Raw genomic sequence first — 14,136 nt, forward strand, 5'->3', positions numbered from 1 at the left:
GTCAATACATGTGTGACTGATCCACCGCTTTCGCGAGCAAGCCCGCTCCCACATTGGATTTGTGTTGTTCTGTAGATTCCATAAAAAACGCCCGACCTTCGCAGGCCGGGCGTTTTTATGTGTCCCGTAAAAATCAGGACTGACTGGTAGGCGTCGGGGTTGCCGGCGTTGCAGTCGGGGTAGCAGCAGGCGTCGGTGGCGTGACCGAGTTGGTCGCCGGCGCTGCAGTTGCAGGCTTGGCCGCTACCGCTGGCTTCGGCGCTGCTGGCTTTTTGGCTACGGCAGGCTTCTTCGCCGCAGCCGGTTTTGCAGCTGGCTTGGCCGCTGCAGGTTTTGCAGCCGCAGGCTTGGCGGCGGGTTTGGCAGCAACCGGCTTGGCTGCAGGTGTCGCGCAGCGGCTGGCTTGGCAGCAGCAGGTTTGGCGGCAGCGGTTTTCGCCGCTGGCTTGGCTGCTGCTTTTGCTGCCGGCTTGGCTGCAGGTTTCGCCGCAGGTTTTGCAGCTGCTTTAGCGGCCACTGGTTTAGCGGCAGGCTTGGCGGCCGGTTTAGCCGCTGCGGTTTTCGCCGCAGGCTTGGCAGCCGGTTTTGCAGCAGCTTTGGCCGGCGCCTTGGCGGCTGGCTTGGCTGCCGGTTTGGCGGCGGCCTTGACCAGCGGTTTAGCGGCGGTTTTAGCAGCAGGCTTGGCCGCTGCAGTTTTCGCCGCAGGCTTGGCAGCCGGTTTAGCCGCTGCAGTTTTAGCCGCAACTGGCGCAGCTTTGAGGCCGGTGAGTTTTTCGATTTGCCTGGTCAAGGTATCGACCTTGCTGTGCAGCGCTTTCACTTCAGTACGGCTAGGTACGCCCAGTCGCGAAATGGCACTGTTCAGGCGCTTGTCAAAAGCCCCTTCCAGTTCGCCCCACTTGTCGCTGATACGTGATTTGGCAGAACCGGCGGAAGCCTTTGCCGCATCGACTTGTTTACCCACTGTGCTCTTGGTCAACTTCTCGGCCTTCTCGCCGTCTTTAACCAAAGTCTCGAAGTATTTACCGCCGTCACTGCTCACCTTCGAGTACACGCCTAAACCGGCCAGCCAGATCTTGCGGGAGTATTTTTCAACTTCCCCGATCCACGAGCTGCCTTCTTTATCAGTAGTCTTTTTACCAGCCATCCCGTTGTCTCCTTAGTGTTTACGCGCGACACGTTCGAGCAATGCCGTCAGCTCATCGAGCTTAGCAGAGAGTGTCTCCACGTCATGTTTAGACGGAATGCCGATCCGATTCAAGGCACTTCCAACACGACTATCAAAAGCGCTTTCAACTTTATCCAGTTGCACTTCGACTCGACCTTTGATGCCGAAGACTTCGCTCTTGACTTGATCAATCTGACTGTTGGCTGCATCAAGTTGTTCAATCACAACTTTTTTGCCTTTACTTTCAACATGTTGACCAGTCTTAACCAGCTCTTTGAAGTACTCGGCGCCCTCGCTTCCGACCTTGGCGTAAGCCCCCAAACCGGCCAGCCAGATCTTGCGGGCATAGGATTTAACGTCAGTCAGGGCGTTAGTTCCGGTAGCAATTTTTTTCTTCAAAATAACTTTGGCCATGGTGCACCTCACGCATAAAGGGGGGAGGAACTGCCCACAGAAGTTGGGGGCTTGGGCACAAAGTAGGCAGAAAAATTAGAATCGGCACCCTAAGAAGGTCACAAATCAGGCCAGGGCTTTATCCAGTGCCTTCTCGATTTCGGACTTGATGGTGCCACTCATGGCCGACATCAACAGACCCAGCTCGACTTCAATCCGCAGGGAATCTTCCGCCACTTTCACGGTGCCTTTAACGCCCGAACGTTTGAGGTTCAGTGTGTCGCCGGCCCAGGAAGACTCCAGGCCATATTGCTCCTTGAGTTTGCTCGCCAACTTGTCGGCTTTTTCTCGGGCAGCGTCTTTGCCCAGTGTGTGGGCACGTTCAACCTGTATACGGGCCATTTGAATGACTCCTCGTTATAGAGACTTGTCGACCCGCCATGCGGCAAAAGGTCTCGGTGACCACCTATCTTACCTTCAGCCTTGCCAAGACAAAGCATGCCTTGGGGATTAGAATGCCCCCATTCTCTTTTGGTGACAGCGATATGACTGATCAGCGCAAAGGCAGCGATGCCGAACCCACCACTCACTTCGGCTTCAAGAACGTCCCGGAAAGCCAGAAAGCGGAAAAAGTCGCCGAGGTGTTCCACTCGGTCGCCGCCAAGTACGACTTGATGAACGACGTGCTCTCCGGCGGCATGCACCGTCTGTGGAAGCGCTTCACCATTGAGTTGTCGGGTGTACGCACCGGCAACCGTGTGCTGGATATCGCCGGTGGTACGGGCGACCTGGCCGCCAAGTTCTCCAAGCTGGTGGGCCCCACCGGCCAAGTGGTACTGGCCGACATCAACGGCTCGATGCTCAAGGTCGGTCGTGATCGCCTGCTGGACAAAGGTGTGGCGGGCAATATCGAGTTCGTCCAGGCCGACGCTGAAAAGCTGCCGTTCCCGGACAACCACTTCGACTGCGTGACCATCGCCTTCGGCCTGCGTAACGTGACCCACAAGGAAGACGCGCTGCGCTCGATGCTGCGCGTACTCAAGCCCGGCGGTCGCCTGCTGGTGCTGGAGTTCTCCAAGCCGACCAACGCACTGATGTCCAAGGTCTACGACACCTACTCGTTCGCCTTCATGCCGTTGATGGGCAAGCTGATCACCAATGACGCCGAAAGCTACCGCTACCTGGCCGAATCGATCCGCATGCACCCGAACCAGGAAACCCTGAAGTCGATGATGGTAGAGGCCGGTTTCGACCGCGTGACCTACCACAACATGACCTCGGGCATCGTCGCCCTGCACCGCGGCATCAAGCCCTGATGCTGTTCGCAGGCCTTCTCGCCAGCGTCGAACACGGCCTCAACCGTGTACTGCGCCTGGACAGCACCGCCCTGGCACGGCTGGCGCACCTGAACGGCAGGATCATCGCCGTCGACTGCACCAGCCCCGCCTTGCAGCTGTTTATCCTGCCCAGCGATGAAGGCCTGTTGCTGGCGTCCCACTGGGCCGCCGACGCCGACTGCACCCTGCGTGCTTCCGGCTCAAGCCTGCTGCGCCTGGCCCTGAGCCGGGACAAGACGGCGATCCTCCACGGCCCGGACGTGGAACTTGAAGGCGACAGCGCGGTGCTGATGGACCTGGCCGCCGTGCTGCAAGACCTGGAACTGGACTGGGAATACGAGCTGTCACGTTGGCTCGGCCCGGTGGCCACCCAACTGATCAGCGGTCATCTGCGCAGCCGCACGCGCTGGTACCAGCAGGGTTTCGCCAGCCTGAACCAGAACCTCGCCGAATACCTGAGCGAAGAATCGCGCACCCTGGTCGGACAACGGGAAGCGGAAGCGCGCTTTCGCGAACTCGACCAGGCCAAACTCGACCTGGAACGACTTGAGGCGCGCTTCGAGCGCCTGAGCCGCTCCCTTGATTCAAGCGATAACGCATGAAGCTGCTCGCCGTCCGCCGTTTGTTTCGTATCCAGCGCGTCGTAATCCGCTACCGCCTCGATGACCTGCTGTTCGCCCTGCCGCTGCCGTGGTTTCTGCTGGCGGTGCGCTATGTGCTGCCGTGGCGCTGGTTCCCGCGCAAGACCCTCGAGCTGAGCCGTGGCGCGCGCCTGCGCCTGGCGTTGCAGGACCTGGGGCCGATCTTCATCAAGTTCGGGCAGATCCTCTCCACCCGCCGCGACCTGTTGCCCGAAGATATCGCCGACGAGCTGATGCTGTTGCAGGACCGCGTGCCACCGTTCGACTCGCAACTGGCAGTCACGCTGATTGAAGAACAGCTGGGCAAGAAGATCAGCGAAGTCTTCAGCCGCTTCGACATCGCGCCGCTGGCCTCGGCCTCGGTGGCCCAGGTGCATGCCGCGCAACTGAAAAGCGGCGAAGAAGTGGTGGTGAAGGTGATCCGCCCGGGCCTCAAGCCGATCATCGGCCAGGACCTGGCGTGGCTGTTCATCCTCGCCCGCGCCGCCGAGCGCTTCTCTGCCGATGCGCGCCTGCTGCACCCGGTGGACGTGGTGCTGGACTACGAAAAAACCATCTACGACGAACTCGACCTGCTGCGCGAAGCGGCCAACGCCAGCCAGCTCAAGCGCAACTTCGAAGGCTCGCAGCTGCTGTACGTGCCGCAAGTCTATTGGGACTGGTGCCGCCCGAAAGTGCTGGTGATGGAGCGCATCTACGGCGTGCAGGTCACCGACCTCGCGACCCTGGCCGACCAGCGCACCGACATGAAGATGCTTGCCGAGCGCGGCGTGGAAATTTTCTTCACCCAGGTATTCCGCGACAGCTTCTTCCATGCCGACATGCACCCCGGCAACATCTTCGTCAGCACCGTGAACCCGTGGAGCCCGCAGTACATTGCGATCGACTGCGGCATCGTCGGCAGCCTGACCCCGGAAGACCAGGATTACCTGGCGCGCAACCTGTTCGCTTTCTTCAAGCGTGATTACCGCCGCGTGGCGCAGTTGCACATCGATTCGGGCTGGGTGCCGGCCGAAACCAAGCTCAACGAATTCGAAGCGGCGATCCGCACTGTGTGCGAGCCGATCTTTGAAAAACCGTTAAAGGATATTTCCTTCGGTCAGGTGCTGATGCGTCTGTTCCAGACGGCGCGGCGCTTCAATATGGAAGTGCAGCCGCAGTTGGTACTGTTGCAAAAGACCCTGCTGAACATCGAAGGCCTGGGCCGCCAGCTGTACCCGGACCTCGACCTGTGGAACACCGCCCAGCCGTTCCTCGAGCGCTGGATGCGGGACCGTATCAGCCCGAAAACCCTGCTGGGCAACCTGCAAAGCCAGGTCGAGCAACTGCCGCACCTGGCCAACATGACCCGCGACCTGCTGGAGCGCATGTCCCAGCCCCACGCCAAGGACCCCGCACCGCCGTGGCACAAGCGCAAGGACGACTGGTTCCTGCGCCTGCTGGGCGCCGCGCACCTGGTGGGCGGTACGATACTGGCCGCCGGCGGGCCGCTGAATGAACTGGGCCACTGGCCGGCCGGCATCATGGTCGCGGTGGGCGTGTATCTGATCGTGCGTCGATAGCCAATCCGGTTATACACTGTCGCAAATTGCCGGAGCCGAAAATGAAAGACTGGCTGGACGAGATCAAGTGGGACAGTGACGGCCTGGTGCCGGCCATTGCCCAGGACTACAAGACCGGGCGCGTGCTGATGATGGCCTGGATGAACCGCGAGGCCCTGAGCCTGACCGCCGCCGAGAACCGCGCCATCTACTGGTCACGTTCCCGTGGCAAACTGTGGCGCAAGGGCGAAGAGTCCGGGCACGTGCAAACCCTGCATGAGATGCGCATCGACTGCGATGCCGATGTGGTGATCCTCAAGGTCGAGCAGATCGGCGATATCGCCTGTCACACCGGCCGTCACAGCTGCTTCTACCGCGTGTTCCAGAACGGCGAGTGGAAGACCGTCGAGCCCGTGCTCAAAGACCCGCACGCTATCTATTCGGCAGGACACTGAACATGAGCGATACCCTCAACCGTGTGGCCCAGGTGCTGGAAGACCGCAAAGGCGCGGACGCCGACAGCTCCTACGTCGCCAGCCTGTACCACAAGGGTCTGAACAAGATCCTGGAAAAACTCGGCGAAGAATCCGTCGAGACGATTATTGCGGCCAAGGACGCGCAAATCAGCGGCGACTGCAGCGACGTGATCTACGAAACTGCCGACTTGTGGTTCCACAGTCTGGTCATGCTCGCCCAACTGGGGCAGCATCCACAGGCAGTGCTTGATGAACTGGACCGTCGCTTCGGCTTGTCCGGGCATGCCGAAAAGGCCTCGCGCCCGTCCGCCTGACCAACTTTTACAGAGGAATTGCAGCATGGGCATTTTTGACTGGAAACACTGGATCGTCATTCTTGTGGTCGTTGTGCTGGTGTTCGGCACCAAGAAACTGAAAAACCTCGGCACCGACGTCGGTGAATCGATCAAGGGCTTTCGCAAGGCCATGAACGACGACGAAAAGCCTGCCGACCCGGCCGTCAATCCGGTGCCACCGGCGCAGCCTGTACACCCGCAGGCCACTCAGCCGATCACTGAACGTCGCACCTTCGACGTGCAGGCCGAGCACGTCAAAGAGCAGAACCAAAAAGACTCGTGAGTACTGAATAATGTTTGGTATCAGCTTCTCTGAACTGCTGCTCGTCGGCCTCGTGGCCCTGCTGGTACTGGGGCCGGAACGCCTGCCCGGTGCCGCGCGCACGGCCGGCCTGTGGATCGGGCGCCTGAAACGCAGTTTCAACGCCATCAAACAGGAAGTTGAACGGGAAATCGGCGCCGACGAGATTCGCCGGCAACTGCACAACGAACACATTCTGTCGTTGGAGCAGGAGGCACGGAAGATTCTCTCGCCGGTGCAGGAAACGCCCAAGCCGGTCGAGCCTGTGGCCGAGCATTCGATTGCTCCGCCCGCCGCACCCGCGCCTGCACCGGTCGCTGAACCCGTGCACGCCGTCGAGCCTGCGCCCACTGCGCCCGTGACCCCGACCGAACCCGCGCCGACACCTGCCGTGTCGCCCGCGCCCCACGACCCTACATTGCCGCCGCGAGCCCCATGAGCGCTGATAAACCGGAAACCGACCAGCACATGCCACTGGTCTCGCACCTCACCGAGTTGCGCACCCGCCTGCTGCGCTGTGTCGCGGCGATCTTCATCATCTTTGCCGGGCTGTTTGCCTTCACCCAGCAGATCTACACCTTCGTCTCCACGCCGCTGCGCAATTACCTGCCGGCCGGCGCGACGATGATCGCCACCGACGTGTCATCGCCGTTCCTCACGCCGTTGAAGCTGACGATGATGGTCTCGCTGTTCCTGGCGATCCCGGTGATCCTGCATCAGATCTGGGGCTTTATCGCGCCGGGCCTGTACAAGCATGAAAAACGCATCGCCGTGCCGCTGCTGGTGTCGAGCATCCTGCTGTTCTATACCGGGATGGCTTTTGCCTACTCCCTGGTGTTCCCGCTGATCTTCAAGTTCTTCGCCGCCGCTACGCCGGCCGGCGTGGAAATGATGACCGACATCACCAGCTACCTCGACTTCGTGATGACGCTGTTCTTCGCCTTCGGCGTGGCCTTCGAAATCCCGGTGGCCGTGGTGCTGCTGGTATGGATCGGCGTGGTCGACGTCAAATACCTGAAGAAGATCCGCCCCTACGTGATCATCGGCTGCTTCGTGGTCGGCATGATCCTGACCCCGCCGGACATCTTCTCCCAGACCCTGCTGGCCGTACCCATGTGGATGCTGTTCGAGATTGGCATCCTGTTTGGCAGCCTGGTGAGCAAGCGTGGCGATCACCCCGATGACCAACCCGCCGACGACGACCAGCCGCCAGCGACCCAGCCGTGAACCTGCTGCTGCTTGAGGAGGCCGACTTTATCGCGGCCGACCGGGTGGTGCTGCGTGATCGGCGCCTGGTGCATATGCAGGAAGTCCACCGTGCCGCCGTAGGCGACAGCCTGCGGGTCGGACGCATCGGCGGTTTGATGGGCAACGCGCAGTTGCTGCGCCTGGAAGCCCGTGAAGCCGAGCTGGAAGTGACCTTCGACCAGCCGCCGCCGGCCAAACTGCCCCTGACCCTGCTGCTGGCCCTGCCCCGCCCGAAAATGCTCCGCCGGGTGCTGCAAACCGTGGCGTCCATGGGCGTGCCGCGGGTGGTGCTGGTGAACAGCTATCGCGTGGAAAAAAGCTTCTGGCAGACGCCGTTCCTGGAGCCGGAAGCGATTCGCGAGCAATTGATCCTCGGCCTGGAACAGGCCCGGGACACGGTGCTGCCCGAGATCGTGATCGAAAAGCGCTTCAAGCCATTCGTCGAAGACCGCCTGCCCGCCATGGCGCAAGGCACCCTCGGCCTGATTGGTCACCCTGGCGACTATCCGCCCTGCCCTCGCGGGCTGGATGAGCCGGTCACCCTGGCGATCGGGCCGGAGGGCGGCTGGATTCCCTACGAGGTGGACCTGCTGGCCAAGGCCGGATTGCAGCCGGTGCAACTCGGCGCGCGCATCCTGAGAGTCGAAACCGCCGTCACCGCGCTGCTCGCCCGCCTTTTCTAACACCGCCCTCTCCTGTAGGAGCGAGCTTGCTCGCGAAAAACTCAAGGACACCGCGCTCACTCAGAATGCCCGCGTTATCGTTGACGACCTTCGCGAGCAAGCTCGCTCCTACAGAAACATCCGAATCTGCCGATACGCTCTGAATAAGTCCAAGCCTTGTTCCAGGGGAGTTCGCAGCATGTATCGTTGGTTAGCCGAGAAACTGGGGAATGTCAGCGTCAACCGCAAGCTGAGCATAGGCTTCGGCCTGGTATTGGTCTTGACCCTATTGATCACCTTCACCGGCTGGACCGGCCTCAGCGGCGTGATCAGCCGTGGCGACAAGCTGGGCTACATCTCCAGCCTCAACGGGCTGACCAAGGACCTGCGCCTGGCGCGACTGGACTTCGAAATGCGCCGTGGCGAACAAGGCACCAGCGCGGTCAACGACCTGATCACCCAGCTGGACAGTGGCCTTAAAACCGCCGCAGACCTGATCGAGCAACCCGACGACAAGCTCGTGGTAGAGCAGCAACAGGATGCCTTGGGCCAATACAAAAAAGCCTTCGGCGCCATGGTGCAGGCCGGCCTCAAGCGTGAAGGCGCCCGCAGCAAACTGGGCGATACCGCCGACAACGCCGTCGCAAAAATCAACGAAGTGGAAAAATCCCTGCTGCAAGGCGACAGCGTCACCCTGTTCAACAGCGTGGTCGACCTGAGCAAACTGATCCAGCAAGCGCGCTTCCAGGTGCGCGGCTACACCTACAGCGGCAAGGTCGAGGCCGAACAGCCGGCCCTGGATGCCATCGACAACGCCCTGAAGAAAATCACCGACCTCAACGATCCGTTGCCCGAGCAATACCGGGCCAACCTGCAAGAGGCCAGCGCCTCGCTGCAGGCCTACCGCGCCGCCGTGAGCCAGTACCGCGACTCCCAGGTGGCCAGTGCCGCCGCGATGAAAATCATGGGCGAGCAAGGCGACATCCTGCTCGACCGCAGTAACAAACTCACCACTTCGCAAACCGTGGTGCGTGATACCGATGCCGCCCACGCCAAGAACCTGCTGTTACTGGCCACCGCCCTCGCGCTGGCGTTTGGTGTACTCGCCGCCTGGGCCATTACCCGGCAGATCGTGATTCCATTGAACCAGACCCTCAAAGTCGCCGAACGCGTGGCGTCCGGCGACCTGAGCCACAACCTGATCTCCCTGCGCCAGGATGAACTGGGGCAGCTGCAACGGTCGATGCAAAGCATGACCGTGGGCCTGCGGGAGCTGATTGGCGGTATCAGCGACGGCGTCACCCAGATCGCCAGTGCCGCCGAGCAGCTATCGGCCGTTACCGAGCAGACCAGCGCCGGGGTCAACAGCCAGAAGGTCGAGACCGACCAGGTGGCCACCGCCATGAACGAAATGGCCGCTACCGTGCAGGAGGTCGCACGTAACGCTGAAGAAGCCTCGGAAGCCGCCGTAGCCGCCGACCAGCAGGCCCGTGAAGGCGACAAGGTGGTCGGTGAGGCCATCGCCCAGATCGAGCGACTGGCCAGCGAGGTGGGCAACTCCACCGAAGCCATGGGCCATCTCAAGCGTGAGAGCGACAAGATCGGCAGTGTGCTGGACGTCATCAAGTCGGTGGCCCAGCAAACCAACCTGCTGGCCCTTAACGCAGCGATTGAAGCGGCGCGCGCCGGTGAGGCCGGACGCGGTTTTGCGGTGGTTGCCGATGAAGTGCGCAGCCTGGCCCAGCGGACGCAGAAGTCCACCGAGGAAATCGAAGAGTTGATCGTCGGCCTGCAAAGCGGCACCCAGCAGGTGGCAACCATCATGGACAACAGTCGCGGCCTGACTGACAGCAGCGTCGAGCTGACCCGTCGGGCCGGCAATGCCCTGGAGAACATCACCCGTACCGTCTCGGCGATCCAGGCGATGAACCAGCAGATCGCCACCGCCGCCGAGCAGCAAAGCGCCGTGGCCGAAGAGATCAACCGCAGCGTGCTCAACGTGCGGGACGTTTCCGAACAAACCTCGGCGGCCAGCGAAGAAACCGCGGCTTCCAGTGCCGAGCTGGCGCGCCTGGGGGTTTACCTGCAAAGCCTGGTAGGTCGCTTCAAGGTCTGACCCGCTTGCGGCGGCCATCAGGGCCGCCGCTCCGACAATATGTGAAATTTCCTACGCGTTTTTCAGGTCGTGGATCACACACCTGGCGCCGAATAAAAGTAGCGTTTCAACTCCCCTGACCATTGTTGGCCGGACGCTTGAGACGCTCCTTTTGATTCGTTGGAGGTTCACCATGTTTCGTCCACTGACCCGCCTGCTCGGAAACATCAGCATCAGCCTCAAACTTGCCCTGGGCTTTGGCCTGGTGCTCAGCCTCAGCCTGATCATCGCCTCTACCGGCTGGCAAGCCTTGAGCGCATCCCTCGAGCGCTCCCAAAAACTCACGCTGCTCTCGCAATTGGCAGTCGTCGGCGAAGAGTTGCGCGCTGATCGCATCGTCTATCGCACCCTTAACGACCCGGCCAGCCTGTCCAAAATAGAGCTGCACATGGACAAGATCGACCAGTTCCTGGTGGATCTTTCCCCGCGATTTACCGACCCGGTCAACCAACAACAGCTGCAGGAAAGCCGACGCTTCGTCACCAGTTTCAAGACCGCCTTAAGCGGCCTGGAGGGGCTGATCAAGCAACGTGAAAACGCCCGTGAACAGCTCAAGCGCAGCTCAGTCCAGAGCAGTGACAGCCTCTCTGAACTGTCGAGCAACCTGCCCAATCAAGACGATGAAAAGGCCCTCGATGCCGTGGAACAATTGCGCCAGGCCCTGGAACAAGCCGAAGACCGCGCCCAGAGCCCCGCCTGGGCCGCTGCGTCATTGGACGCCTATGCCAAGGACGTGAGTGATGCGCTACTGGCCCTGGATGGCGCCCAGGCGGCGGTAGGCGCGCTGCCGGTTGACGCCAGCGCCCTGAAAAAAGTCCTGCTCGACTTTCGGACTCACCTGACACGCCTCAAGGACGCCCAACTCAGCGCCGAAGCCACCCAGAACCAGCTTGAACAGTGGCTGGATCAATTGCTCACGGAAAGCGACCTGCTGAGCCAGGACCAGACCGCCAAGCGTGACAACGAAGCCAGCCTCGCCCGCACCCTGCTGCTCAACGTTACTGCAGCGGCGCTCTTGCTCGGCGTCGTGGCCGCCTGGTTGATCGCCGGCCAGATCGTCGCGCCGCTGCGCCAGGCCCTGTCCGTGGCCAACCGGATTGCCGAGGGTGACCTGAGCCACGACATCCAGGCCTCGCGCCAGGATGAACTGGGGCAGTTGCAGCGCAGCATCGGGCAAATGACCCTCAACCTGCGGGGCTTGATCAGCGGCATCGGCGACAGCGCCCAGCAGATCGCCAGCGCCGCCGAGCAACTCTCGGCGGTCACCGAGCAAACCCGCGACGGGGTCGACGGCCAGAAGCAGGAAACCGAACAGGTGGCCACCGCCATGAACGAGATGCTCGCCACCTCCCAGGAAGTTGCGCGCCATGCCGAGCAAGCGTCGCTGGCTGCTGCCGAGGCCGACCGGCAGGCGGGCCAGGGCGATCAGGTGGTGGCTGAGGCCATTACCCACATCGAGCACCTGGCTCAGGAGATGGCGCGTTCAAGCCAGGCCATGCAAGGCCTGCAACAGGAAAGCCGGAAGATCGGCAGCGTGCTGGAAGTGATCAAATCGGTGTCGGAGCAGACCAATTTGCTGGCCCTCAACGCCGCGATCGAGGCGGCCCGCGCAGGCGAAGCCGGCAGGGGGTTTGCCGTGGTCGCCGATGAAGTGCGCAGCCTGGCACAACGCACCCAGCAGTCGGCCGAGGAAATCGAGGAGTTGATCAGCGGCCTGCACCGGGGCACGCAGCAGGTCGCGGACATTATGGACAACAGTCGCAGCCTCACCGACAACAGCGTGCAACTGACCCGCCGCGCAGGAGAGGCGCTGGCTGGCATCACCCGTACCGTGTCAGTGATTCAGGAGATGAACCCGCAAATTGCCGCTGCCGCCGAGGAACAAACCGCGGTCGCCGAAGAGATCAACCGCAGCGTGTTGAAGGTCAAGGATGTATCGGAACAGACCTGGGCCGCGAGTCAGGACACTGCGGCGGCCAGTGTCGAACTGGCGCGCCTGGGGGCGGATTTGCAGGTGTGGGTGGGCAAGTTCAAGGTCTGAAAAAACCCAACCTGTGGCGAGGGAGCTTGCTCCCGCTGGAGTGCGCAGCGCTCCTATCTTTTTTGGGAGCCGCTACGCAGCCCAGCGGGAGCACGCTCCCTCGCCACAAGAAGCATTCCCACGCATTTATAGAACCTGGCGCAGGAAGGCTTGGGCGCGAGGGTCCTTCGGCGCATCGAAGAATTGCGCCGGGGCGGCGTCCTCCAACAGTTTGCCGTGATCGAAGAACAGCACGCGATCAGCCACTTCCCGGGCAAAGCCCATTTCATGGGTGACGCAGACCATGGTCATGCCTTCCAGGGCCAGGGTCTTCATCACGTCCAGCACTTCGCCGACCATTTCCGGGTCCAGGGCCGAGGTGGGCTCGTCAAACAGCATCACCTTGGGCTCCATCGCCAGCGCACGGGCAATCGCGACGCGCTGCTGCTGGCCACCGGAAAGCCGCGACGGAAACTCGTGGGCTTTCTGGGCAATGCCGACTTTCTCCAGGAGCGCCAGGGCCTTGGCCTCGCGCTCTTTCTTGCCGCGCTTGCGCACGACTTTTTGCGCCAGGCAGAGGTTTTCCAGCACGGTCATGTGGGGGAACAGGTTGAAGTGCTGGAACACCATGCCGACTTCACGGCGATAGGCGTTCACGTCGGTCTTCGGGTCTGCCAGTTGCAGGCCGTCGATGCTTACCGAGCCGGAATCGAATTCCTCCAGGCCGTTAAGGCAGCGCAGGAACGTCGACTTGCCGGAACCGGACGGGCCGATCACCACCAGCACTTCACCCCTGGCCACCTGCGTGGTCACGTTGTCCACCGCGCGCACGACGTGGCCACGGGTGTCGAAGACTTTTACCAGATCGCGGACTTCAATCACTTTGCGCGAGCCTCCGCTCAAGCCGGCTGGCGATTTTCGACAGCGGCAGGTTGATCAGCAGGTACAGGCCTGCGACGCAGAACAGGATTTCGAACGGCGAGAACGAGGTGGTGATGACCTCGCGGCCGCTTTTGAGCAGCTCGGTAATCGCGATCACCGACACCAGGGATGTGTCCTTGACCAGGCTGATAAATTGCCCAGCCAGGGGCGGCAGCACGCGCTTGAAGGCTTGCGGCAACACCACGTGGCGCATCGACTGACCGGCACTGAGCCCCAGGGAGCGGGCTGCCTCATTCTGCCCACGGGCAATCGACTGCACGCCTGCACGGATGATTTCCGCCACATACGCGCCGGTAAACAGTGACAGCGCGGCGATCCCGGCGAATTCCCGGGACAGGTTGAGCACCGTGCCGATAAAGAAATAGAAAATGAAGATCTGCACCAACAACGGCGTACCGCGTACCAGTTCGACGTAGATCGTCGACAGATCGCGTAAAGTCGGGTTGTTCGACAGGCGACACAATCCGGTCGCTAGGCCGATCAACAGTCCCAGCACCCCGGACACCACCGATAGCCACAACGTAGTCCACAAGCCCCACAGCAGAGGGCCCGCAGCCCAATGCCGGGTGACGCCGACCACATCGCCCTCGGCCACGTCATCGCCCTTGGCCACTTGCAGACTGTTCTCGGCCACGGTCAGGTGCTGTTCGTTGCCCTCGTCACTACGCAGGGTGATTTCAGCCACATCGCCCTTGCGCACCAGCTCGCTGACGGTGGAAATGTCCGACGCACGCTGGGATTCTTCGGCCTGGTAGACGAAGTACTGCGGCACGCGGTTCCAGCGCCATTCGTAGGACATCAGCGAGGTGGCGTAATACAACGCGCCGGCCAGGCCGACCAGCACCAGCACCGTCAGCAGGTGCCAGGGCCATTGGGCTTTTTTCTGTTTCATTTCAGGTTCCGGGATGTGTATCGCCT

General features: G+C 61.6%; 15 protein-coding genes and 2 pseudogenes. 12 read left to right on the forward strand and 5 right to left on the reverse strand.

The window, feature by feature from the left end:
* Positions 1–133: 133 nt before the first annotated feature.
* The 3 genes and pseudogenes from HX873_RS30005 to HX873_RS30015 form a co-directional block, all read right to left on the reverse strand.
* Positions 134–1,146, reverse strand: a pseudogene (locus tag HX873_RS30005) (phasin family protein).
* Positions 1,147–1,158: 12 nt separating this feature from the next.
* Positions 1,159–1,581, reverse strand: a complete 423-nt coding sequence (locus HX873_RS30010; RefSeq protein WP_003209309.1) for a phasin family protein — start codon at positions 1,579–1,581, stop codon at positions 1,159–1,161.
* A gap of 105 nt (positions 1,582–1,686) precedes the next feature.
* Positions 1,687–1,962 carry a polyhydroxyalkanoic acid system family protein gene (locus tag HX873_RS30015; RefSeq protein ID WP_008439272.1) on the reverse strand — a complete coding sequence of 92 codons (276 nt, stop codon included), beginning with the start codon at positions 1,960–1,962 and terminating at the stop codon, positions 1,687–1,689.
* Positions 1,963–2,105: 143 nt separating this feature from the next.
* Between HX873_RS30015 and ubiE the strand changes: the two genes are divergently transcribed.
* The 12 genes and pseudogenes from ubiE to HX873_RS30070 all read left to right on the forward strand — a co-directional run bounded on the left by ubiE (position 2,106) and on the right by HX873_RS30070 (position 12,297).
* Positions 2,106–2,876, forward strand: a complete 771-nt coding sequence (gene ubiE / locus HX873_RS30020) for a bifunctional demethylmenaquinone methyltransferase/2-methoxy-6-polyprenyl-1,4-benzoquinol methylase UbiE (RefSeq protein WP_003209306.1) — start codon at positions 2,106–2,108, stop codon at positions 2,874–2,876.
* Complete coding sequence (locus HX873_RS30025) at positions 2,876–3,499, forward strand: SCP2 domain-containing protein (protein ID WP_003209304.1); 624 nt, start codon at positions 2,876–2,878, stop codon at positions 3,497–3,499. The genes ubiE and HX873_RS30025 overlap by 1 nt, the downstream gene beginning before the upstream one ends.
* Positions 3,496–5,100, forward strand: coding sequence for a ubiquinone biosynthesis regulatory protein kinase UbiB (gene ubiB, locus HX873_RS30030; protein WP_003209302.1), 1,605 nt, complete (start codon positions 3,496–3,498; stop codon positions 5,098–5,100). Before HX873_RS30025 ends, ubiB begins: the two co-directional genes overlap by 4 nt.
* Positions 5,101–5,141: 41 nt before the next feature.
* The gene (gene hisI / locus HX873_RS30035; protein ID WP_003209300.1) at positions 5,142–5,534 is read left to right on the forward strand and encodes a phosphoribosyl-AMP cyclohydrolase; all 393 of its coding nucleotides are present in this window, start codon (positions 5,142–5,144) and stop codon (positions 5,532–5,534) included.
* Between the two features lie 2 nt (positions 5,535–5,536).
* Positions 5,537–5,869 carry a phosphoribosyl-ATP diphosphatase gene (locus HX873_RS30040; protein WP_003209299.1) on the forward strand — a complete coding sequence of 111 codons (333 nt, stop codon included), beginning with the start codon at positions 5,537–5,539 and terminating at the stop codon, positions 5,867–5,869.
* A gap of 25 nt (positions 5,870–5,894) precedes the next feature.
* Positions 5,895–6,173, forward strand: a complete 279-nt coding sequence (locus HX873_RS30045) for a twin-arginine translocase TatA/TatE family subunit (protein ID WP_003209298.1) — start codon at positions 5,895–5,897, stop codon at positions 6,171–6,173.
* 10 nt (positions 6,174–6,183) lie between these two features.
* Positions 6,184–6,630, forward strand: coding sequence for a Sec-independent protein translocase protein TatB (tatB, locus tag HX873_RS30050; RefSeq protein ID WP_003209296.1), 447 nt, complete (start codon positions 6,184–6,186; stop codon positions 6,628–6,630).
* Positions 6,627–7,418 carry a twin-arginine translocase subunit TatC gene (gene tatC, locus HX873_RS30055; RefSeq protein ID WP_177123641.1) on the forward strand — a complete coding sequence of 264 codons (792 nt, stop codon included), beginning with the start codon at positions 6,627–6,629 and terminating at the stop codon, positions 7,416–7,418. The genes tatB and tatC overlap by 4 nt, the downstream gene beginning before the upstream one ends.
* The gene (locus HX873_RS30060) at positions 7,415–8,122 is read left to right on the forward strand and encodes a 16S rRNA (uracil(1498)-N(3))-methyltransferase (RefSeq protein ID WP_003209293.1); all 708 of its coding nucleotides are present in this window, start codon (positions 7,415–7,417) and stop codon (positions 8,120–8,122) included. Before tatC ends, HX873_RS30060 begins: the two co-directional genes overlap by 4 nt.
* A gap of 178 nt (positions 8,123–8,300) precedes the next feature.
* Positions 8,301–9,359, forward strand: a pseudogene (locus tag HX873_RS32155) (methyl-accepting chemotaxis protein); the annotation flags it as partial.
* A gap of 144 nt (positions 9,360–9,503) precedes the next feature.
* Positions 9,504–10,217 carry a methyl-accepting chemotaxis protein gene (locus HX873_RS32160; protein ID WP_371132926.1) on the forward strand — a complete coding sequence of 238 codons (714 nt, stop codon included), beginning with the start codon at positions 9,504–9,506 and terminating at the stop codon, positions 10,215–10,217.
* Between the two features lie 172 nt (positions 10,218–10,389).
* A complete protein-coding gene (locus HX873_RS30070; RefSeq protein WP_177123643.1) occupies positions 10,390–12,297 on the forward strand; it encodes a methyl-accepting chemotaxis protein in 1,908 nt (635 codons plus the stop codon).
* A gap of 126 nt (positions 12,298–12,423) precedes the next feature.
* Here the strand turns inward: HX873_RS30070 and HX873_RS30075 are convergent, their stop codons facing one another.
* Both HX873_RS30075 and HX873_RS30080 read right to left on the reverse strand, forming a co-directional pair.
* Entirely contained in the window at positions 12,424–13,158 is a 735-nt protein-coding gene (locus HX873_RS30075; protein WP_087692909.1) for an amino acid ABC transporter ATP-binding protein, read from the reverse strand.
* On the reverse strand, positions 13,151–14,110 hold the full coding sequence (locus HX873_RS30080) for an amino acid ABC transporter permease (RefSeq protein ID WP_177080428.1): 960 nt from the start codon (positions 14,108–14,110) through the stop codon (positions 13,151–13,153). The genes HX873_RS30075 and HX873_RS30080 overlap by 8 nt, the downstream gene beginning before the upstream one ends.
* Positions 14,111–14,136 lie beyond the last annotated feature (26 nt).

It is taken from the genome of Pseudomonas sp. P7758 (assembly GCF_013386485.1).
Lineage (GTDB): Bacteria > Pseudomonadota > Gammaproteobacteria > Pseudomonadales > Pseudomonadaceae > Aquipseudomonas.

Coding starts and splice junctions, on each gene's coding strand:
- HX873_RS30010 (WP_003209309.1), bottom strand. CDS start 1,581: ATGGCCAAAGTTATTTTGAAGAAAAAAATTGCTACCGGAACTAACGCC.
- HX873_RS30015 (WP_008439272.1), bottom strand. CDS start 1,962: ATGGCCCGTATACAGGTTGAACGTGCCCACACACTGGGCAAAGACGCT.
- ubiE (WP_003209306.1), top strand. CDS start 2,106: ATGACTGATCAGCGCAAAGGCAGCGATGCCGAACCCACCACTCACTTC.
- HX873_RS30025 (WP_003209304.1), top strand. CDS start 2,876: ATGCTGTTCGCAGGCCTTCTCGCCAGCGTCGAACACGGCCTCAACCGT.
- ubiB (WP_003209302.1), top strand. CDS start 3,496: ATGAAGCTGCTCGCCGTCCGCCGTTTGTTTCGTATCCAGCGCGTCGTA.
- hisI (WP_003209300.1), top strand. CDS start 5,142: ATGAAAGACTGGCTGGACGAGATCAAGTGGGACAGTGACGGCCTGGTG.
- HX873_RS30040 (WP_003209299.1), top strand. CDS start 5,537: ATGAGCGATACCCTCAACCGTGTGGCCCAGGTGCTGGAAGACCGCAAA.
- HX873_RS30045 (WP_003209298.1), top strand. CDS start 5,895: ATGGGCATTTTTGACTGGAAACACTGGATCGTCATTCTTGTGGTCGTT.
- tatB (WP_003209296.1), top strand. CDS start 6,184: ATGTTTGGTATCAGCTTCTCTGAACTGCTGCTCGTCGGCCTCGTGGCC.
- tatC (WP_177123641.1), top strand. CDS start 6,627: ATGAGCGCTGATAAACCGGAAACCGACCAGCACATGCCACTGGTCTCG.
- HX873_RS32160 (WP_371132926.1), top strand. CDS start 9,504: ATGAACGAAATGGCCGCTACCGTGCAGGAGGTCGCACGTAACGCTGAA.
- HX873_RS30070 (WP_177123643.1), top strand. CDS start 10,390: ATGTTTCGTCCACTGACCCGCCTGCTCGGAAACATCAGCATCAGCCTC.
- HX873_RS30080 (WP_177080428.1), bottom strand. CDS start 14,110: ATGAAACAGAAAAAAGCCCAATGGCCCTGGCACCTGCTGACGGTGCTG.